General features: G+C 61.9%; 18 protein-coding genes. 16 read left to right on the top strand and 2 right to left on the bottom strand.

From position 1 onward, the window contains the following. Positions 1-7 precede the first annotated feature (7 nt). From G6N82_RS04725 to G6N82_RS04690, 8 genes are all read left to right on the top strand, one after another. Positions 8-1,159, top strand: a complete 1,152-nt coding sequence (locus tag G6N82_RS04725; RefSeq protein ID WP_165194220.1) for an amidase — start codon at positions 8-10, stop codon at positions 1,157-1,159. After that, on the top strand, positions 1,156-1,467 hold the full coding sequence (locus G6N82_RS04720) for an REDY-like protein HapK (protein ID WP_241255195.1): 312 nt from the start codon (positions 1,156-1,158) through the stop codon (positions 1,465-1,467). The genes G6N82_RS04725 and G6N82_RS04720 overlap by 4 nt, the downstream gene beginning before the upstream one ends. Further along, on the top strand, positions 1,467-2,270 hold the full coding sequence (locus tag G6N82_RS04715) for an SDR family NAD(P)-dependent oxidoreductase (protein ID WP_165194218.1): 804 nt from the start codon (positions 1,467-1,469) through the stop codon (positions 2,268-2,270). The genes G6N82_RS04720 and G6N82_RS04715 overlap by 1 nt, the downstream gene beginning before the upstream one ends. A 131-nt stretch (positions 2,271-2,401) precedes the next feature. Next, on the top strand, positions 2,402-3,226 hold the full coding sequence (locus tag G6N82_RS04710) for a polysaccharide deacetylase family protein (RefSeq protein ID WP_241255194.1): 825 nt from the start codon (positions 2,402-2,404) through the stop codon (positions 3,224-3,226). Beyond that, positions 3,223-3,993, top strand: a complete 771-nt coding sequence (locus G6N82_RS04705; RefSeq protein WP_165194214.1) for an enoyl-CoA hydratase-related protein — start codon at positions 3,223-3,225, stop codon at positions 3,991-3,993. The genes G6N82_RS04710 and G6N82_RS04705 overlap by 4 nt, the downstream gene beginning before the upstream one ends. Continuing rightward, positions 3,990-4,889 (top strand): VOC family protein, encoded by a 900-nt coding sequence (locus tag G6N82_RS04700; RefSeq protein WP_165194212.1) that lies wholly within the window; start codon positions 3,990-3,992, stop codon positions 4,887-4,889. Before G6N82_RS04705 ends, G6N82_RS04700 begins: the two co-directional genes overlap by 4 nt. Continuing rightward, positions 4,886-5,197: a YciI family protein gene (locus G6N82_RS04695; protein WP_165194210.1), complete on the top strand. Its 312-nt coding sequence runs from the start codon at positions 4,886-4,888 to the stop codon at positions 5,195-5,197. Before G6N82_RS04700 ends, G6N82_RS04695 begins: the two co-directional genes overlap by 4 nt. Continuing rightward, positions 5,190-5,666 carry a hypothetical protein gene (locus G6N82_RS04690; protein ID WP_165194208.1) on the top strand — a complete coding sequence of 159 codons (477 nt, stop codon included), beginning with the start codon at positions 5,190-5,192 and terminating at the stop codon, positions 5,664-5,666. Before G6N82_RS04695 ends, G6N82_RS04690 begins: the two co-directional genes overlap by 8 nt. 13 nt (positions 5,667-5,679) lie before the next feature. Here the strand turns inward: G6N82_RS04690 and G6N82_RS04685 are convergent, their stop codons facing one another. Together G6N82_RS04685 and G6N82_RS04680 are read right to left on the bottom strand one after the other, a co-directional pair. Next, positions 5,680-6,090, bottom strand: a complete 411-nt coding sequence (locus tag G6N82_RS04685) for a DUF4440 domain-containing protein (protein ID WP_165194206.1) — start codon at positions 6,088-6,090, stop codon at positions 5,680-5,682. Then, positions 6,077-6,766 carry a hypothetical protein gene (locus G6N82_RS04680; RefSeq protein WP_165194204.1) on the bottom strand — a complete coding sequence of 230 codons (690 nt, stop codon included), beginning with the start codon at positions 6,764-6,766 and terminating at the stop codon, positions 6,077-6,079. The genes G6N82_RS04685 and G6N82_RS04680 overlap by 14 nt, the downstream gene beginning before the upstream one ends. A 231-nt stretch (positions 6,767-6,997) precedes the next feature. Here G6N82_RS04680 and G6N82_RS15160 point away from each other — a divergent pair, with 231 nt between their 5' ends. The 8 genes from G6N82_RS15160 to G6N82_RS04645 are packed head-to-tail and all read left to right on the top strand — an operon-like array spanning position 6,998 to position 18,645. Beyond that, positions 6,998-7,123: a hypothetical protein gene (locus tag G6N82_RS15160; protein WP_277601979.1), complete on the top strand. Its 126-nt coding sequence runs from the start codon at positions 6,998-7,000 to the stop codon at positions 7,121-7,123. Positions 7,124-7,136: 13 nt separating this feature from the next. Then, the gene (locus tag G6N82_RS04675; RefSeq protein WP_277601971.1) at positions 7,137-10,091 is read left to right on the top strand and encodes a TonB-dependent receptor; all 2,955 of its coding nucleotides are present in this window, start codon (positions 7,137-7,139) and stop codon (positions 10,089-10,091) included. A gap of 52 nt (positions 10,092-10,143) precedes the next feature. Continuing rightward, positions 10,144-11,031 carry a glycoside hydrolase family 16 protein gene (locus tag G6N82_RS04670; RefSeq protein ID WP_165194200.1) on the top strand — a complete coding sequence of 296 codons (888 nt, stop codon included), beginning with the start codon at positions 10,144-10,146 and terminating at the stop codon, positions 11,029-11,031. After that, positions 11,031-13,646, top strand: coding sequence for a glycoside hydrolase family 2 TIM barrel-domain containing protein (locus tag G6N82_RS04665; protein ID WP_165194198.1), 2,616 nt, complete (start codon positions 11,031-11,033; stop codon positions 13,644-13,646). The genes G6N82_RS04670 and G6N82_RS04665 overlap by 1 nt, the downstream gene beginning before the upstream one ends. After that, positions 13,597-14,202: a beta-galactosidase small subunit gene (locus tag G6N82_RS15155; RefSeq protein ID WP_165194196.1), complete on the top strand. Its 606-nt coding sequence runs from the start codon at positions 13,597-13,599 to the stop codon at positions 14,200-14,202. Before G6N82_RS04665 ends, G6N82_RS15155 begins: the two co-directional genes overlap by 50 nt. Then, positions 14,199-15,668: a sulfatase-like hydrolase/transferase gene (locus G6N82_RS04655; protein ID WP_165194194.1), complete on the top strand. Its 1,470-nt coding sequence runs from the start codon at positions 14,199-14,201 to the stop codon at positions 15,666-15,668. The genes G6N82_RS15155 and G6N82_RS04655 overlap by 4 nt, the downstream gene beginning before the upstream one ends. Continuing rightward, positions 15,665-17,230: an arylsulfatase gene (locus G6N82_RS04650; RefSeq protein ID WP_165194192.1), complete on the top strand. Its 1,566-nt coding sequence runs from the start codon at positions 15,665-15,667 to the stop codon at positions 17,228-17,230. Before G6N82_RS04655 ends, G6N82_RS04650 begins: the two co-directional genes overlap by 4 nt. Next, on the top strand, positions 17,227-18,645 hold the full coding sequence (locus tag G6N82_RS04645; RefSeq protein ID WP_165194190.1) for a sulfatase-like hydrolase/transferase: 1,419 nt from the start codon (positions 17,227-17,229) through the stop codon (positions 18,643-18,645). The genes G6N82_RS04650 and G6N82_RS04645 overlap by 4 nt, the downstream gene beginning before the upstream one ends. Positions 18,646-18,656: the final 11 nt, after the last annotated feature.

Raw genomic sequence — 18,656 nt, 5'->3', positions numbered from 1 at the left:
GCTGAGCATGCTCGACCGCTTCAACGCCTTTCTCTTCCGCGATGATGATGCGCGGGGCGGTGCAGGGCCGCTCGCCGGCATGACCGTGGGCGTAAAGGCGAACATCGCGGTCGCGGGAATGCGGTTCCACGCCGGGCTGGGCGCATGGGAAGGACGACGGGCTGAGCGCGACGCCGAAGTGGTGCGCCGCTTGCGCGATGCGGGCGCCGCAATCACCGGCATTCTCAACATGGAAGAGGCGGCGCTTGGCGCCAAGACCGACAATCCGCATTTCGGGCCGACGCACAACCCGCACCGTGCGGGCTATTCTCCGGGCGGTTCATCGGGCGGCAGTGGCGCAGCGGTGGCAGCGAGGCTGTGCGACGTGGCGCTGGGCACGGACACCATGGGCTCGATCCGCATTCCGGCGGCGCATTGCGGGATTTATGGCTTCAAGCCCGCGACTGATCGCGTCAGCCAGGACGGGCTCGAGCCAGCCGACTATGCGCTTGATGCGGTCGGCCCGTTGGCGCGCGATCTCGACACGCTGGAGCAGGTCGCGCGCGTAATGTCCGATTTCGGCGAAGGCGCGATCGAAGGCGCGGGGGCGACGCTGGCCGACCATGGCGTGGAACTGCATCCCGATGTGGCAAGCGCGTTTGCTGCGGCCTGCGGGGCATTGCCCCGGCCGGTCGCGACGGCGAGCCTTTCCAGCCCGCAAAGCCGCATCCGTTATGCCGGTTTCATCCAGGTCTCGAAGGCGATGGCGGATCATTTGCACGGTGTGCCCACGTCGGATCATCTGGCGAAGCTGCTGGCCTACGGCCCGCGCCGCAGCACCGCGGACTGGACCGAAGACCAGCAGGTGCTCGCCCGCACAGCCGAGGAAATCCACGCGCTGGTCGAACGCAACGGTTTCCTGATCCTGCCGACGGTGCCCAACGCGCCTTTCCCGCACAGCGAGAAAGAGCCTGCCGCGCAGGCCGATTTCACCTGCCTTGCCAATATAGCGGGGCTGCCCGCACTCAGCCTGCCGATGGGGTGGACCGGAGACGGCCTGCCGCTGGGCGTGCAGATTGTGGGCGCTGCCGGACACGAAGCGGGCCTGTTCGCGCTGGCACGCCATCTCGACGACAAATTGCGCGCCTACCGCGCACCACAATTGCAAGGAGAGCCATGATGCGCATCATCTGCCTGTTCAATCTCAAGCCCGGAGTAAGCGTCAGCGAATATGAGGAGTGGGCGAAGACCCGCGACATACCCACGGTCAACGCGCTTGGTTCGGTCACCGGCTTCACCGTGCACAAGGCAACCGGCGTGTTCGGCGACGAGAACGCCAAGCCCGCCTATGAATATTTCGAGATCATCGACATCACCGGGATGGATGCCTTTATCGCCGATATCTCGACCGAGAGCTTCCAGGCTGCCGCCGCGCCGTTCCAGGGCTTTGCCGACGCGCCGCACTTCGTGCTGACGGAGGATTTGTGATGGCCGGAAAATTTGCGGGTAAGATCGTCGTCGTCACCGGATCGGGCAAGCACAAGGGGCTGGGGCAGGGCATATTGCAGGCCTTTGCCGATGAGGGCGCGAATTGCGTCGTTTCCGACCTTTCGATCGATGCCGAGGCGGAGGAAGTGGCGGCCGAGCTGCGCGGGCGCGGGGCTGAAGTGCTGACGGTGGCTTGCGATGTGTCCGATGCCGGGCAGTGCCAGGCACTGGTCGCCGCCGCGGTCGAGCGGTTCGGCGGGATCGACGTACTCGTCAACAACGCCGGGATCGGTTTCAAGATGAAAGCCCTGCTCGAGGTCGAAATCGCCGACGAGTGGGACAAGGTTATTTCGGTGAACCTCTCGGGCGCGTTTTACTGCACGCAGGCCGCCGCGCGGGCGATGGTCGAGAAAGGCAAAGGCGGGCGGATCATCAATATCGCTTCGCAGGCCGCCAAGACCGGCTTTCCGCACCTGGTGGCCTATGTTTCGAGTAAGCACGGCATGGTCGGGCTGACCCGCGCCAGCGCGGTCGAGCTGGGCAAGCACGGCATCACGGTGAATGCGGTGTGCCCCAACCATGTGACCACCGGGCTGGGCGCGCAGCAGAACGAGTATTTTTCCAGGCTGCTCGGCTTCGACAGCGTTGAGGCCTATCTCGCCAATATGAGCGCGAAGAACCCGATGGGCCGCCCGGGACTGCCGAGCGACACCGCTGCGGCCTGCGTGTGGCTGGCCAGCGAAGCGGCGTTTTATGTGACCGGCGAGGCGCTGAACGTTTCGGGCGGAGAGGAGATGCACTAGCCGCCGATACAACGTTCCGTTCGTGTCGAGCGTAGTCGAGACACGCTGGCACGAACGGTTCTCGACTGCGCTCGAACCGAACGGAGATGTTTGTGCAAGAAGAGAGAATAGATTGGCCGAACGGCGCCAAGATGGCCCTATCGGTCGTCGTTAATGTCGAGGAAGGCAGCGAGATGACCATCGCGCGCGGCGATCGCGGGATGGAGCCGGTCGACGAGCTGGGCGTGTTCGTGAAGTCGCAGATGCGCAATTATTCGAATGAGAGCAATTACCTCTACGGGATCAAGGCGGGCGCGCCGCGGATCGTCAAACTGCTCAAGCAATATGACATCACGGCCAGCTGGACCGTCGCGGCCATGAGCCTCGAAAACCATCCCGAGATTGCCGGGGCGATCCGCGAACTTGGCCACGAGCCGGTGAGCCACGGCTATCGCTGGATCCACCAGTTCAAGATGAGCGAGGAGGACGAGCGCGCCTTCATCCGCAAAGCCGTGAGCAGTATCGAGCAGACCTGCGGCGTGCGGCCCTATGGCTGGCTGAGCCGCTATCTCCTGACCGACAATACCCGCCGGTTGCTGCAGGAGGAAGGCTTCACCTATCACATGGACGATTATTCGGGCGACGTGCCGTTCTGGGATGGCGAAACCACCGGCACGCCGATGTGCATCGTGCCCTACCAGCTCGACAATAACGACATGAAGATGTGGACCGATCCGGCGCTGACCCCGCACCAGTGGCTCGACTATGCCAAGGCCAATTTCGACCAGGTGTATCGCGAGGGCGAGGACGGCAATCCGAAGATGATGAGCCTGGGTCTGCATTTGCGCATCATCGGCCGGCCGGGGCGGATCTGGGCGCTGGAGGAATTTTTCCGCCACGTTCGTGCCCATGATGGGGTATGGGTGACGACCCGCAAGGCGATCGCCGATCACTTCATGAAGGAGAACCCGGCATGACTGTAAGGCTGGAAAAAGACGGCGCAGTCGCGCGGCTGCTGATCGACCGGCCCGAAGCGCGCAACGCGATCAACATGGCGATGTGGGAAGCCTTCCCGGCGCTGATCCGCGATGCCGAAAGCGATCCCTCGATCCGCTTGCTCGAACTGCGCGCCGCCGATGGTTCGGGCGCCTTCTGTGCGGGCGCGGATATCAAGGAACTGCTCGCCAATAAGGACAATGCAAGCTGGCGCGAAGCCAACCAGGCGGAAATCAACCGCGTCCAGCATGAACTTGCGCGGATCAACCTGCCCACGGTCGCATTTATCGATGGCGATTGCGTTGGCGGCGGCTGCGGGCTGGCGCTGGCGTGCGATATTCGGGTGGCGACACCGCGCGCGCGGTTCGGGATTACGCCGGGCAAGCTGGGGCTGGTCTACCCGCTGCATGACGTAAAGCTGCTGACTGATCTGGTCGGGCCAGGCCAGGCGAAACGCATCCTTTTCACTGGCGAACTGCTAGGCGCCGACGAAGCGCTAAGGATCGGGCTGGTCGAAATGGTACGCGACAGCAGCGAGGAACTCGTCGAGGCGATCCTGGCCGCGTCGACCTATTCCGCGATCGAGAACAAGCGATTCGTGCGCCGCATCCTTGACGGGCAGGTGGAGGATGACGCGGCCACCCTTGGCATCTTCGCGACTGCTTTCACGCGTGAGGACTTTGCCGAAGGCACACAGGCCTTCGTTGAGAAGCGAAAACCCGTTTTTGGCTCGGGGGTCGACCAATGAGCATCGCGCATGGAACCATCATGGGCGGGCTGTCGACCGTGCCCGATCTCGATCGCGCGATGCGCGCCTATCGCGATGTTCTGCAGCTTGAGCTGGTCGAGCAAGGCGAACTCGATGCCGAACTCGCCGTTAGCTGGGGTTGCCCGGCCAATAAGGGTTCGCGCTATGCCGTGATGCGGCCCGCCAGTGATGCGCCCTGCTGGTTCCGGCTGGTCGAGCAACCCGCGCATCCCGCTTACGTCCCCAACCGCAGCTATGGCTGGGCCGCGTTCGAATGCACGGTGGAGGACGTGTGGCATTGGCCCGAGGCCTTGCCGCAAGACCTGTTCACCATCGTTGGCCCGCCCAAGGTGCTGGAGAATATCGAGCCCGCCTTCATCCCAATGCAGGCTTTGGGCACCGGGCAGGAGATGATCTATCTCAACCAGGTGCTCGGCGATTTGCCTGATACCGACCTGCCCCGCGCGCATGCCCCGGTAGACCGGATCTTCATCGTCGTGCTGGCAACGCCCGATCGCGAGCGCAGCATCGCGTGGTACCAGCAGCGGCTGGGGCTTGGCCGGGGCAGCGACTACACCCTGCCATACAGCATGATCAACGACGCCTTCGGCCTGCCGCCCGAAACGCAGACGACCATCACCATGGTCAACCACGGCCGCCTGCCGATCGTGGAAGTGGATGATTATCCCGATGCCACCACCCAACGCGCACGCCACGCCGGAATGCTGCCTCCGGGCAATGCGCTGGTGACTTTGGCGGTCAAGGATCTGGACGCCTGCTCGGCTGACTGGATCACGCCGCCTGCCGCGCGCGAGGGTGCGCTATACGAAGGGCGCCGCGCTGCTACCGCGATTGGCGTGGGCGACGAGCTTGTCGAATGCGTGGAGGTGGGATGATGCCGCTGTTCGCCTTTCATTGTGTTGACGGCGCACAGGCACCTGCCTTGCGCGAAGAATTGCTGGCGGATCATCTCGCTCATGTCGAAGCGCATATCGACGATTATGCGATTGCTGGCCCGCTCAAGGAGGAGGGCGCAACAATCGGTTCGCTGCTGGTGATCAAGGCAGCTGACAAGGATGCCGCGCGCGCCAAATTCGAAACCGATCCTTATTTCGCTGCTGGCGTGTGGGACAGTGTGCGCATGAGCCAGTTCCTGGGTGTCGCCGGCGACTGGGTTGGCGGGGCGGCGTGGAAACATGGCTGAGGACCTCGCCGCCGAGCTCGACGCCTATGCCGCGGCCTGGGGCCGCATCGCGACCGATGTCATTGCCGATTTCTGGCGGCGCGACCATTTCCGCTTCTACAAAGCGGAGGAGGTAAGCGAGGTCTTTACCGAATTTCCGGCGGTGCTGGCCTATTTGCGCGGAAACGAGCGCTTGCATGAAAGCGTCAGTCTTGCCTTCTCCGGCGTGCTTGACTTGGGCATTCCCGGCCCGGCGCGGCTGGTCAGCGCGCAAATGGAATGGCGGATCGCCTTTCGCCAGGATGCCCGCGACAGCGAAGGCCGGGTGTTTCGCCATGCCGGCAAGGCGATGGGTGGCTGGAACCACGTGTTGAGCCTGTGGGAAGAGGTCGACCGCCGCTGGTACCTGACCGGCTGGTGCGAAGCGCCCGATGCCGCGCCAATATACCTTGCGGACCTGTATTATCGGATGGCGGCGGACAGCGAGTAGGCGGAAGGACGCATCAGTCCGCGAAATCTGCCGCAGTCACGTCAGGCGCAAAATTGTCGATATCGCGCCACAGCTTCCATCCGCCATCCTGCCATTTGTAGACGAGATAGGATCGCCCGGCGACTACCACCGGATCGCGGCCCGGAAAGGCGATATCCATCCGGTATTTGGCCGTGACGAAGCCGAACGGCGGCTTGGCCACGGCTTCCTCCGGCTCAAAACGGAACTCGACCTTCGCTCCGGCTCCCGACAGGCGCTGCAGAAACGCCAGGATATTGTCCGCGCCTTCGATCTTTTCCTGATTGGCGGTCATCAGCACGGCATCATCGGTGTAAAGCTGGCGTAGCGCTGCCCAATCGCCTGCTTCGTACAGCGTTTTCCAATCCTGCCCGGCTTTGACGAGCGCTGCGTCAGTGCCGCCCATCACCGCATAATCGACGCTGCAACTGCCCTGGATCCAGCGCAGATTGATTCCGATCCGTTCCAGAATCCGGCGCTGCCCAGGCATAGGACACCGCGCGATCGGGATCGTCCTGATGGATATAGAGCACCAGTGAAGGGGCGTTGCGGCTCCCTTTGGCCCAGGTCACATTGCGCAGGCGGATCGTCGCTTCGGGCGCGTCACCGCCGCCCACAGCGATGCGCCCGCCCTGATCGAAGGTGCGCAGGCCCGACTGGAAGCTCCAGTCGGCGCTGCCATCGGGCTTGTCCTGCGGCTTTCTGACTGACATCCAGCAGGTGAAGGGCCGTGCCCGGCGCAATTCGCTTGTCCCGATTTGCCAGCCGCCACTCTCCCGGCGCGATACGCCGGGGATCGACCCTTCGGCCCATTCGCCCAGGGGCATGCCGAAGGCGTCGATCTGTCGCCAGCGACCGTCTTCGCCGATCTCGAACCCGGCCCATTCTGGCTGTTGGCGACCTTCTTCCTCGGCGAAATAGGCGTCCTCGGTATTGGTCCAGACCCCAGCGGCGGGAGCATCGCTGGACGCGACTGTGGCGAGACTTGTCACGATAAGGCTGGCGATAAGGAAATTCGGCATCCCGCCTTGGTAGAAGCTCGAAGGTAGCGAGGCAATCCAGTCGTGCTGCGGCGCAGGCATGCCAGCGCGCCAGCGGCAAACTGGGGCGGGGATGTTTGGTGCGCCCGCAGAGCGGATCGACCGGGCGATGGATTTCGTCCCGTTCTTCTTCTGCGTAAAGCATTGATTTGGCTCGGCCAGCCAGTCCCTTTCCGCGTGGACAAGTGGCGCCGGACACGCGCACTTGACTCATGCCTATTAGCCTAATAATCATATTATTTATAACATTTGGCTTATCTGAGGGAGAGGGATATGAGCCGCTATTTCAAGGGATCGGGATCCGTGCTGGCACTGGCCGTGGCATGCGTTGCCGCGAGCGGGGTGCCGGCGATGGCGCAAGACCTCGCAAGAATCGGAAGCCGTACCTGCGGCGAATGAAGCGCCGGAAAACATCATCATCGTCTCGGGTGTGCGCCAGTCGATCGAAAGCTCGATCGATGACAAGCGTCGCGCGACCGAGATCAAGGACTCGATCACCGCTGAAGATATCGGCCAGCTCGCGAACGAAAACATCTCCGAAGCGCTGCAGCGCATCTCTGGTGTGCAGGTTACCAGGAGCGACGACGGTGAGGGCCAGGGCGTGCAGATTCGCGGCCTGTCCGAGAACAACGTGCAACTCAATGGCGAAACCATTTCGGGCACCGCCGCGGAGCGCGGGGTGAACTTCCAGGATCTTCCGGCAGAGCTGTTCGCCGGGGTGGAAATCCTGAAAACACCTACGGCGGATTCGATCGAAGGTTCGCTTGGCGGCACGATCAACCTGCAGACCCGCGCACCGCTGGCGGGCAAAAAGGATTTTGTCCTCAACATCAACGGCACGCACAAGGTCGCCGATGTCGGCAGCCTCAAGAACCAGGACGCTTCGGTATTCCTGCTCAAGCAGTTCCGCGACACCGGGATCGGCGACTTCGGGATCCTGCTCAACGTCGGCTACAAGGAAACCGCCAGCGTCGCGGAAGTCTATGGCGGTGGTGACTTCGACGCTGCGCCGGGTATCTGGATCCGCAAGACCGGAGCGGACATTCCGCAGAACAATCCAAATGCCTCGAACGGCCAATACAACTTCTTCTGCCAGGCCAACGTGACGGCGCAACCAAACCCTTATCGCTATGAATTCAACCCGACCTGTAACGCAGCGGGCGCTGGTGATCCGAATTTCGTTTTCTACATTCCCGGCCAGTTCGGCTTCTTCGAGCGCCAACGCGACGACACCAAGAAATCGCTCAACGGCACGCTCGAATGGCAGCCGTCCGATACGCTCGCAATCCGCTTCGACACGGTCCTGACCGATATCGAGGAAAACCTGACCGGGGCAAACTATTCGATCAATTTCAACGTCCCGCGTTCCGGCCCGCTGGCGAGCCCCAACAATGTTTACACGCTGCTGGCGAACACCCCGACTTTCGGTGACGTGTACATCATGGAAGCTGGGCGCCTTGCGTCCGCTACCAATCGCGTCGGCGCCGCCCCGTCGATCAACACCGTCGAGCGCGAATCCCAGCAATATTCGCTCGAAGCGGACTGGGATGTCACGCCCACGCTGAACTTCTACGCGAAGGGTTCGACTTCACGGGGCAAGGCCAACACCGTCATCCAGGCGCAGCTCAACACCGGGATCGAGCAGCAGGGCGGAAATGCTGCCGCGTTCAACGCGCAGGATTTCTACAACTTCGTCGATTTCAACCTTGGCGACAACAAGATTCCCGATGTCACGTTCTACGAAAATCCCTTCCCATCGGCCCGCTACGGCGTGACTTCGCTGGTTTCGGAAGCGAACCTGGTCGAGCTGAATCCCGGCGATATCAATTACATCCGGCAGCGCTATTTCCAGTATCAGCGCAACGCCAGCGACACGAAGAACAAGGACGACTCATTCCGGTTCGACCTGACCTGGGAGCCGGACGCCAACTTCTTCACAGCTCTCAAGGCTGGTTTCCGCTGGGCCGAGCGCAGCTTCTTCAGGGCCAGCTACCAGAATCCGAACCAGAGCCAGGGCAATGGTGTCTTCACCGAATGGGATGGCGTGCGGCCTCCGGCGCAATTCGTGAACATCCAGCGCGTGCCGGTTGACCCTAATTCGCCTTCGACGACAGACGCCGGGGCGCTGGCAACGTCCGCTTTCCTTGCCTCGTGTCTAACAACGGCTGGCCGCGAAGGCATGCTGGCAAGCTTTGGCGGCAATTTGCCGCGCACTTGGGGCTCTAACGCAGGCTGCGATCTGCAGGCAGTTGAAGACTATTTCAACCTGATCGACATTCGGGCGATCAATCCTGACACCGGCGCTGGCTATTACGAGCAGACCGCGCAACGTTTTGACGTGAGCGAGAAAACCACCGCTTTCTATCTCCGGGCGGATTTCCAGACCGCAGCCATTGGCGGGATCGACATGTACGGCAATGCCGGACTTCGATACGTGAAAACCAAGACCACCTCGGCCGGGTATATTCGCAATGAAGCGAATACCGGCTGGGACACGGTCACGATCCCCGGCAGCTATGAAGACTGGTTGCCGACGCTGAACCTCAACTTCGCGCTGACCAAGGAACTGATCCTGCGGGCGGCCTATTCGCGAACGCTGGGGCGGCCGGGCCTGAACCTGATTTCGCCAGCGCTCAACATCACGCGCAGCGATGTCGATCCGGATTATGCCGGTTTCGGGCAGGCGGGTAACCCCGACCTCAACCCGGTACGCTCGGACAATTTCGATGCTTCGCTTGAATGGTATTATGACAAGGGCAGCTTCCTGTCGGCGGCCGTATTCAAGAAGAACATCGATTCCACGATCTTCCTGAGCCCTGATCCGATCGACTACGAGATCGGTGGTGAAGTCTTTTCGATCAACACCTATGGCAATTTCGCGGGTACCAAGATCAAGGGGCTGGAATTGGGGATGGCGCATGCCTTCAACTACCTGCCCGGGTTCCTGCGCCATCTGGGCGTAACTGCGAACTACACCATCGTCGATGAAGCCAGCGATTTGTTGGATGCGGAAGGCGAAACAGTCGGCCGCCGGGGCTTGTCGGACAAGGCGATGAACCTGGGCGCCTATTATGACGACGGCCGTTTCAGCCTGCGCCTTGCCTATAACAAGCGCTCCGAATTCACCCGTCGCGAAAGCGTGCAGCTTGGTTTTGCGCGGCCAGAGACGCTACCGGAAATCGAATCCGGGCGCGAGCAGCTGGACCTGGCGGCCCGCTTCAAGGTCAACAAGTATCTGCGCCTGACGTTCAACGCGATCAACCTGACCAACGAAGGCACGTTCCGTTACCTGAAATACGAGCCACTGGTGAATTACCTCGCTTTCGCCGGGCGCAAGTACACCTTCGGGGCCTCGCTCAACTTCTGATCAACCTTGCGGGTTTCGGGGATCGCCCCGGAACCCGCCAAAGGGTTCGGCCATGAAACCACTGAATGTCATCGCCGCGAGTGTGCTCGTTTTGAGCACTACCGCTGCAGCCCATTCTGTCGGCGAGGCTGCAGCGCCGGTGCCCTCCGCGCCTGATGGGTTCGTGCTCGTCTGGTCTGACGAATTCGACCAGGACGGTGCGCCAGACCCGGCCAATTGGACCTTCGAGGAAGGCTTCCAGCGCAACCGCGAATTGCAGTGGTACCAGCCCGAAAACGCCTTCGTCGAGAATGGCGTACTGGTGATCGAGGCGCGCAAAGAGCGCAAACGCAACCCGCGCTGGAGGGATCCCAAGGAGAAAGACGAGTTCCGCTGGCGCAAGGACATCGAATTCACCTCGGCCAGCCTGACGACTGCGGGGCTGCGCCAATGGCAATATGGCCGGTTCGAAATCCGGGCTCGGATCACCGCTGAAGAAGGGCTGTGGCCGGCAATCTGGACTCTTGGGGTCGAAGGCAAATGGCCCGCCAAGGGCGAGATCGACATCATGGAATATTACGATGGCTCGATCCTCGCCAATTTCGCCTGGGCAGCGAAAGATGTGCGCAAGCCGGTTTGGAAAGGCGCCAAGGTGCCGCTTGCCCAGATCAGCGACGATCCCGATTGGGATAAGCGCTTTCACACCTGGGTGATGGATTGGGACGAGCAGGAAATCACCCTGTGGCTCGACGACCGACTGATGAACCGGGTTCTGCTCGACAATGTGAAGAACGGCGGCAAGGATTCCCCGCTGCCGCATCCGTTTCGCCAGCCGCACTACCTGCTTTTGAACCTGGCGCTCGGCGGGAATAGCGGTGGATCGGTGGAGAACACGAAATTTCCTTCGCGCTACGAGATCGACTACGTTCGCGTCTACCAACGCCGGAAGGATGGCCGCTAATGCCTGTTCGGACATTCACCGCAGCTTGCCTGATGCTTGCCCTGACCGGTTGTGCGGCCGGCCTGGCGACGAGGGCTGATGAGCCGCCGATCGCGATTGCCGGGGTGCCTTGGGAAGATCCGCAGGTCAACGAAATCAACCGTTTGCCGATGCGCACCAGCTTCTTCGCGTTCGAAGACGAAGCAACGGCCCTTGCCGGTGATCCGGCCATGTCGCAGCGCTATCTTTCGCTCAATGGCCAGTGGTCATTCCGCTGGTCGAAGAACCCGTCTGAACGGCCGGCCGGCTTCCAGGATCCGCAGTTCGATGTATCGGGTTGGGACAGGGTCGCAGTTCCCGGCAACTGGGAGTTGCAGGGATATGATGCGCCGCATTACGTAAATATCGAATATGTTTTCCCGGCTAACCAGCCCTTCGTGCCGGACGATTACAATCCGGTTGGCTCCTATCGCCGGAGCGTCTCCGTGCCGGAGGGTTGGTTAGGCAAGCAGGTGATCCTGCATTTCGGTGCAGTCAATTCGGCCTATTACGTCTGGGTCAATGGCAAACTGGCCGGGTACAGCGAAGACGCCAAACTGCCTGCCGAATTCGACGTGACGCAGCTGGTAAAGCCCGGTGCGGCAAATGACATCGCGGTCGAAATCTACCGCTTTTCCGACGGCAGTTATCTTGAAGACCAGGACATGTGGAGCCTGAGCGGGATCGAGCGCGACGTGTTCATGTTCGCCCGTCCACAGGCGCATATCGCCGACCTCGTGGTGGATGCCGGGCTGGCCCGCGACAATCGCACCGGCACGCTTTCGGTCACACCGACCGTGTCCGGCAAAGGTTCAGTTGACGTCCGCCTGCTGGATGGGGCGCGCGAGGTCTATTCCGCCAGTCGCAAGCTGGCGCAGGCAGGCGACGCCACCTTCGCCGCCACTGTCCCCAATGTCCGGGCGTGGAGTGCCGAAACGCCGAACCTCTACACACTCGAGGCGGTTCTGCGCGATGCAACCGGCAAGGTTTCCGAAGTGGTGCGGCGTGACATCGGCTTCCGCCGGGTCGAGATCGAGGGCGGCCAGCTCAAGGTCAACGGCACGGCGGTGACGATCCGCGGGGTCAATCGGCATGAGCACGATCCCGAGACGGGGCGCGTCGTCAGCCGTGAACGGATGGAACAGGACGTGCGGCTGATGAAGCAGCTCAACGTCAATGCGGTGCGCACCGCGCATTATCCGAACCACCACTATTTCTACGAACTGGCCGATCGGTATGGCCTCTACATTCTCGATGAGGCGAATATCGAGAGCCACGAATACATGCAGATGGGCGACCAGGCGAAGCCGCCCGCAAAGCGCGAGGATTTCCAGCTCGGCTTCAAGCCCGAATGGGAGCTGGCGCATCTGCAGCGGGTCGAACGCATGGTCAGGCGTGACCGCAACCATCCCTCGATCATCCTGTGGTCGCTGGGCAATGAGGCCGGCATTGGTCCCGCCTTTGAAAAGGCAGCTGCCCGCGTGCGCGAACTCGACCCGACACGTCCGGTGACATACGGCGGGCACGGCACGGTCGATGGGCATTCGGTGCTCGAATATTCCGACGTCTACACGCCGATGTACGACAGTGTCGCGGAAATGCTGGACTACGCGAAAAGCGATTATCCGCAGCCGATGATCCAGGCCGAATATGCCCATGCGATGGGCAACAGCCTCGGCGGATTCCGCGAGTATTGGGATGCGATCTACGCGCAAGACAAATTGCAGGGCGGCTTCGTGTGGGACTGGGTCGACCAGACGCTTTACAAAACCGATCCTAGCGGCAAACGATTCTTCGCCTATGGCGGCGACTTTGGTCCGAGCCCGCGCCCGGATTCCGACAACTTCCTCGCCAACGGCATCGTGCAGTCGGACCGCACATTGAACCCGCATGCGTGGGAGCTGAGGAAGGTCTACCAGCCGATCGATTTCGCGCTTGAAGGCGACACGCTCAGCGTGATCAACCGCCAGAACTTCATCGATACGTCCGGCTTCGATTTCCGCTGGCGGTTGGAGGCTGACGGTGTGGCTGTGGGCGAGGGGCCGCTGAACGTTCCTGCGATCGCAGCCGGAACGACCGGCAAGATCACGCTCCCCAAGGCGGCAACGGCGACCCCGAATGTCGCCAATTACTACCTTAAGGTCGAAGCTGTGGCGAAGCCGGGCACCATTCGGCTTGTTGATGCGGGCGCGCTCGTCGCCTGGGAACAGTTCGGTCTCGGCGAAGGGTCGGCAATTGCCTACGTACCCTTTGGCAAGGACCTCGCTTTCAACGATGTTGATGGCAAGCTCGAGATCGCGACAGCGGGCGGCACGCTCAGCTTCGACAAGGCGAGCGGGCAGCTTGCGCATTGGAGGATCGATGGGCGCGAATTGCTGGTTGCAGGCCTCGTCCCCAACCTCTGGCGTGCGCCGACTGACAATGATTCCGGCGGGCGCTGGATGCTGCGCCAGTCAGGCATCTGGAAGGCCGCCAGTGCAGAGCCGAGGCTGCTGACGTTTGCGCACCGGATCGACGAAACCGGCGCGGCTGTGGTGGAGACCCGCTTTGTGCTGGGAGACGGGCTCGCGGGAATTCGGCATCACCTACATTATTGACGAGGAAGGCAGCGTTACGGTCGAAGGATCGTTTACGCCGCGCAAGGACAAGCTGCCGATCCTTCCCCGCGTTGGCATGAACATCGTCTTCAACGGCGATTACGATCGGCTCGAATGGTTCGGTCGCGGACCGCACGAAAACTATTGGGATCGCAAGGACGGGGCCGCCATGGGTCTCTACCGTTCGACTGTGGCCAAGCAGTATCACGATTATTCCCGCCCACAGGAAACCGGCAACAAGACCGATACACGATGGCTGACATTGGGAGACGGCGAAGGGCATCGAGTGCGCATCTGGAGCAACGACGCATTCCAGTTCTCCGCGCTGCCGGTGCTGCAGAGCGATCTCGATCATGACCGGACGCACGAGAACCACAAGCATGGCGGGCTGGTGCCGTTCCGCAACATCGTCAGCGTCAATATCGATCACATGCAGATGGGCGTGGGCGGCGACAACAGCTGGGGCGCGCTGCCGCTGCCGCAATATCGCATCCCGGCCAAGCAATATCGCTGGAGCTTCGTGATGGAGCCAATCGGAGAGGGGAAGGCCAGATGATCGGCCAGTTCAAAATGCGGGCCATCGGGACGGCGATTGCCTTGATCACGGTCGTTTTCGCTTCGGCGTCTGTAAAGTCACCCGCGCTGGCCGGGCAGGAAGCTGTTGCCGACGAGCGTCCCAACATCATCGTGATCATCACCGATGACCAGGGCTATCGCGACGTTGGCTTCAATGGCAGCGAGGAAATTCCCACCCCGAACATCGATCGCATCGCCCACGAGGGTGTTCGCTTTACCAGAGGTTACGTGACCTTCCCGGTCTGCGGTCCCAGCCGTGCAGGACTTCTCACCGGACGCCACCAGTCGCGCTTCGGTTTCGATCGCAACCCCAATGCCGACCCGTCCGATCCGCGCGGCGGCCTGCCGCGTTCGGAAGAAATGATCTCCGAAATGCTCAAGCGTTCGGGCTATTATTCAATGGCCATCGGCAAATGGCACATGGGAACCCATGAGACGCTGCGCCCGCGGGTGAGGGGCTTTGACGAATTCTATGGCTTCCTTGAGGGCGGGCACGACTACTTTCCGGAAAACACGGTGTTCGAGGACATCTCGGATTCGAAGAAGCCCTATGACTGGTATCGCACGAAGCTGGTCGACAATGGCAAGCGCGTGCACTTCAAGCAGTACTTGACCGATGAGTTGAGCGACCGGGCGGTTGAATTCGTCCGCCGCCGCTCCGGGGCAGAACAGCCGTTCTTCCTCTACCTCGCCTACAACGCGCCGCATTCGCCGCTGCAGGCGACCGAGAAGTATCTGAACCGGTTCCCGGATATCGCCGATCCGAAGCGACGCACCTATGCCGCGATGATCAGCGCGGTTGACGATGGCGTGGGGAAATTGCTCGATGAACTCGATCGATCGGGCAAGGCGGAAAATACGCTGATCTTCTTCCTTTCCGACAATGGCGGCGTTGTCACGGCGGAAACCGGCGAACAGCCAATCGCCAACAACGCTCCGCTGCGGGGCGGCAAGAGCCAGCTGTTCGAAGGCGGCGTTCGCGTGCCGTTTGCGATGCGCTGGCCGGCGCGGATCATTGGCGGCAAGGACTACACCCGGCCGGTCAGCTCGATGGACATTGTCGGCACGATTACCAGCCAGCTTGCGATCGAAGTGCGCCCTGATCGCCCGCTCGATGGCGTGGACCTCATGCCCTACCTGCTTGGCGAAAAGACCGGCGATCCGCAGCCGGTGCTGTTCTGGCGCAAGTTCGACCAGGGCCAGCACGCCATGGTGATCGGAGACCTCAAATACATCTTCAATGGCCAGAACGGCGTAATGTTCAACCTGCGCGAGGACGTTGGGGAGAAGAAGAACATCGGCCCGGCCAACAAGGGCAATATGGCGCAGCTCGAAAAGGTCTACCAGGTCTGGAATGGCAAGATGGCGCCGAAGCCGGCCTTCCCGCCACTTGGGACGTGGCCGAAGCCCGGCGGTAAGGCTGGCAAGCAGGGAGGCAGCCAATGAGGCATGCATTCCGCCTTGCGGCAACGCTAATCACGCTGGCAGCTATTGCTGCCTGCGCTCCGGTAGATCAGTCCGCACCGCGTGTGACGGCGCAGGCGGATCGGCCGCCCAACATCATCATCTTCTATGCCGATGACCTCGGCTATGGCGATCTGGGTTCCTATGGGGCCGAAGGCTTGCCCACGCCCAATGTCGACCGGCTGGCGAGGGAGGGTGTACGGTTTACGGACGGGCATGCGGCAGCGGCCACCTGCACCCCTTCGCGCTATGCGCTGCTGACGGGGGAATACGGTTTTCGCAGCAAGGCCGAGATCCTGCCCGGTGATGCGCCGCTGCTGATCAGGCCGGACAAATACACCATCGCCGATATGCTGTCAGAGCGCGGCTATCGCACCGCTGTGATCGGCAAATGGCATCTGGGCCTTGGTGACGGCGCGGTTGACTGGAACGCCGAAGTCAAACCCGGACCGCTGGAGATCGGCTTCGATTATTCGTTTCTCTTGCCTGCGACCGGCGACCGCGTGCCGACCGCCTATCTCGAGAACCACCGCATCGTCGGGCTCGATCCGGCTGACCCGCTGAGCGTCAGCTACAAGGAAAAGATCGGCGACCGGCCAACCGGATACGAAAACCCCGAGCTGCTGCGCTACAAGGCTGACAGGCAGCACTCCGATACGATCATCAACGGGGTCTCGCGGATCGGTCACATGAAGGGCGGGAAATCGGCCGAATGGGTGGATGAGGAATTCCACCAGGTCTTCACCGAAAAGGCAAAGAGCTTCATTCGCGAGAGCAAGGACCAGCCCTTCTTCATCTATTTCGCGTTCCACGATCCGCATGTGCCGCGCCTACCGGCCAAGCGTTTCCAGGGTGCGACGACAATGGGCCCGCGCGGCGACGCCATTGTCCAGATGGACTGGATGACCGGACAGATCATCGCCGAACTCGAACGCCTGGGTCTCGACCAGAATACGCTGGTGATCTTCAGCAGCGACAATGGCCCGGTGCTGAATGACGGTTATGAGGACGGGGCGGTCGAATTGCTCGGCAACCACAAGCCCGCCGGGCCGCTGCGCGGCGGAAAATACTCTGCCTTCGAGGCGGGCGCGCGGGTACCGACGATTGCCTGGTGGCCAGGACGCATCGCACCGGGGACCAGCAATGCCGTGGTGAGCCAGGTTGACCTGTTCGCTTCGCTCGCATCGCTAACCGGCGCGAAACTCAGGCCCGATGTGGCGATCGACAGCCGCAACCAGCTCGGCGCCTGGCTTGGAAGCGATCCCATGGGGCGCGACCTGTTGTTCAAGGAATGGGTCGCGGGGCTCGTCCTGCGCGAGCGCGATCTGAAGTTCATTGCCCCGCTGCGCAATCCGGACCAGGCTGCATTCGTTGCGGGCAAAGGCATCGAAAGCGGCGCCAGCAATACAGCGCAGCTCTACGATCTCAGCCGCGATATCGGCGAAACCCGCAATCTTGCGCGCGATCGCCCTGAGGACGTGTCGCGGATGCGCGCCTTGCTCAACGCCATTGTCTCGCGCACGCGGTTCGAGGGTGAGCGGTGATACTCGCAACCCGCCTTGCGCTGCTTCTGGCACTGACCGGGGCAGTGCTTGGCTGCGCCACGAACCGCGCGCAGGCAGGCGATAAGGCGGCGAGACCCCCGAACATCGTCATCATCCTGGCCGACGATGCAGGATATGCCGACTTCGGGTTTCAGGGCAGCCGCGAATTTGCGACCCCCAACCTCGATGCGCTGGCAAGACAGGGCGTGGTCTATGAAGCGGCCTATGCCACCATGCCGTTTTGCAGCCCTTCAAGGGCCGGGTTGCTGACCGGCCGTTACACCCAGCGGTTCGGCTATGAATTCAACCTCACCCATGAACCGACGCCCGGAGTCGATCCGGCCTACATGGGGCTGGCGGTTGAAGAGCGGACGATCGGTGACCTGTTCCAGGCAGCGGGTTATGCCACGATCGCAATCGGCAAATGGCACGTCGGCAGCTTGCCGCAATTTCACCCGAACGCGCGCGGGTTTGGGCATTTTTACGGCTTTCTCGGCGGTTCCAGCAGCTATTTCCCGCAAGCGGTAAGGCCCGGTTCCTTCGAACGCGACGGCGCGGCGGTGCAGCCTGAAGCCTATCTGTCAGACGACCTCGCGCGCGAAGCAGCAGCGCAGATTGCGGCCAATCGCGACCGCCCCTTCGTGCTCTATCTCGCTTTCAATGCCGTCCACACACCGATGGAGGCGCTGGCGGAAGACGAGGCGCGCTTCAGCGCGATCGCCGATCCGCAAAGGCGGCGGCTCGCGGCGATGACCTGGGGCCTTGATCGGGCAACCGGCACTGTGCTCCAGGCGCTGCGGACGAACGGCCTCGTCGATAACACGCTGGTTGTCTTCACCAATGACAACGGCGGCGACCGGATCGGGCTGGATGCCAGCAATGCACCACTGCGCGGAACAAAGGGAACTTTGCTCGAAGGCGGCATCCGTGTGCCTTTCGTCGTCCGCTATCCCGATGGCCGGGGGGCGGGCGAGCGGCGCAGCGAGCCAGTTTCGCTGATGGATATCCTGCCGACGTCGCTCGATCTGGCCGGGCTGGGTGTGCCCAGCAATCTCGACGGGCGCTCGCTGGTGACAGCGCAGGCAAAGCAGGATCGAGCGCTGTTCTGGCGCTATGACAACATGGCCGCGATGCGCGATGGCGACTGGAAGATGCTCCGCTACCCCGATCGGCCCGCCGAACTTTACGATCTCAGCCGCGATATCGGCGAAACACGCAATCTCGCAGAAACCCAGCCAGAGCGGCTGCGCGCCATGCTGCGCCGCCTGTTCGCCTGGGAAGGCAAAATGTCGCACCCACGTTGGAATACGGGCTCCTTCTGGTCGCAGGAAGATGTCCGCCGCTATTCGGAAGAGCACATCGCCACCGGGATAGCGCGCAGCAAGGCGGAACTGGAGGACCCGCATCCGCAATAAGCGCGAGCTTC

It is taken from the genome of Altererythrobacter sp. BO-6, from assembly GCF_011047315.1.
Classification (GTDB): Bacteria; Pseudomonadota; Alphaproteobacteria; order Sphingomonadales; family Sphingomonadaceae; genus Erythrobacter.
Note: the sequence above shows the minus strand (reverse complement) of the source record. Positions and strands in the feature narration are given on the sequence as shown.

Bases quoted from the DNA above. Each gene is read 5' to 3' on its own strand.
- G6N82_RS04705 (WP_165194214.1), top strand. From the start codon at position 3,223: ATGACTGTAAGGCTGGAAAAAGACGGCGCAGTCGCGCGGCTGCTGATC.
- G6N82_RS04650 (WP_165194192.1), top strand. From the start codon at position 15,665: ATGAGGCATGCATTCCGCCTTGCGGCAACGCTAATCACGCTGGCAGCT.
- G6N82_RS04710 (WP_241255194.1), top strand. From the start codon at position 2,402: ATGGCCCTATCGGTCGTCGTTAATGTCGAGGAAGGCAGCGAGATGACC.
- G6N82_RS04720 (WP_241255195.1), top strand. From the start codon at position 1,156: ATGATGCGCATCATCTGCCTGTTCAATCTCAAGCCCGGAGTAAGCGTC.
- G6N82_RS04685 (WP_165194206.1), bottom strand. From the start codon at position 6,090: ATGGGCGGCACTGACGCAGCGCTCGTCAAAGCCGGGCAGGATTGGAAA.
- G6N82_RS04695 (WP_165194210.1), top strand. From the start codon at position 4,886: ATGATGCCGCTGTTCGCCTTTCATTGTGTTGACGGCGCACAGGCACCT.
- G6N82_RS04665 (WP_165194198.1), top strand. From the start codon at position 11,031: ATGCCTGTTCGGACATTCACCGCAGCTTGCCTGATGCTTGCCCTGACC.
- G6N82_RS04655 (WP_165194194.1), top strand. From the start codon at position 14,199: ATGATCGGCCAGTTCAAAATGCGGGCCATCGGGACGGCGATTGCCTTG.
- G6N82_RS04725 (WP_165194220.1), top strand. From the start codon at position 8: ATGCTCGACCGCTTCAACGCCTTTCTCTTCCGCGATGATGATGCGCGG.
- G6N82_RS04715 (WP_165194218.1), top strand. From the start codon at position 1,467: ATGGCCGGAAAATTTGCGGGTAAGATCGTCGTCGTCACCGGATCGGGC.
- G6N82_RS04670 (WP_165194200.1), top strand. From the start codon at position 10,144: ATGAAACCACTGAATGTCATCGCCGCGAGTGTGCTCGTTTTGAGCACT.
- G6N82_RS04680 (WP_165194204.1), bottom strand. From the start codon at position 6,766: ATGCCTGCGCCGCAGCACGACTGGATTGCCTCGCTACCTTCGAGCTTC.
- G6N82_RS04690 (WP_165194208.1), top strand. From the start codon at position 5,190: ATGGCTGAGGACCTCGCCGCCGAGCTCGACGCCTATGCCGCGGCCTGG.
- G6N82_RS04700 (WP_165194212.1), top strand. From the start codon at position 3,990: ATGAGCATCGCGCATGGAACCATCATGGGCGGGCTGTCGACCGTGCCC.
- G6N82_RS15160 (WP_277601979.1), top strand. From the start codon at position 6,998: ATGAGCCGCTATTTCAAGGGATCGGGATCCGTGCTGGCACTGGCCGTG.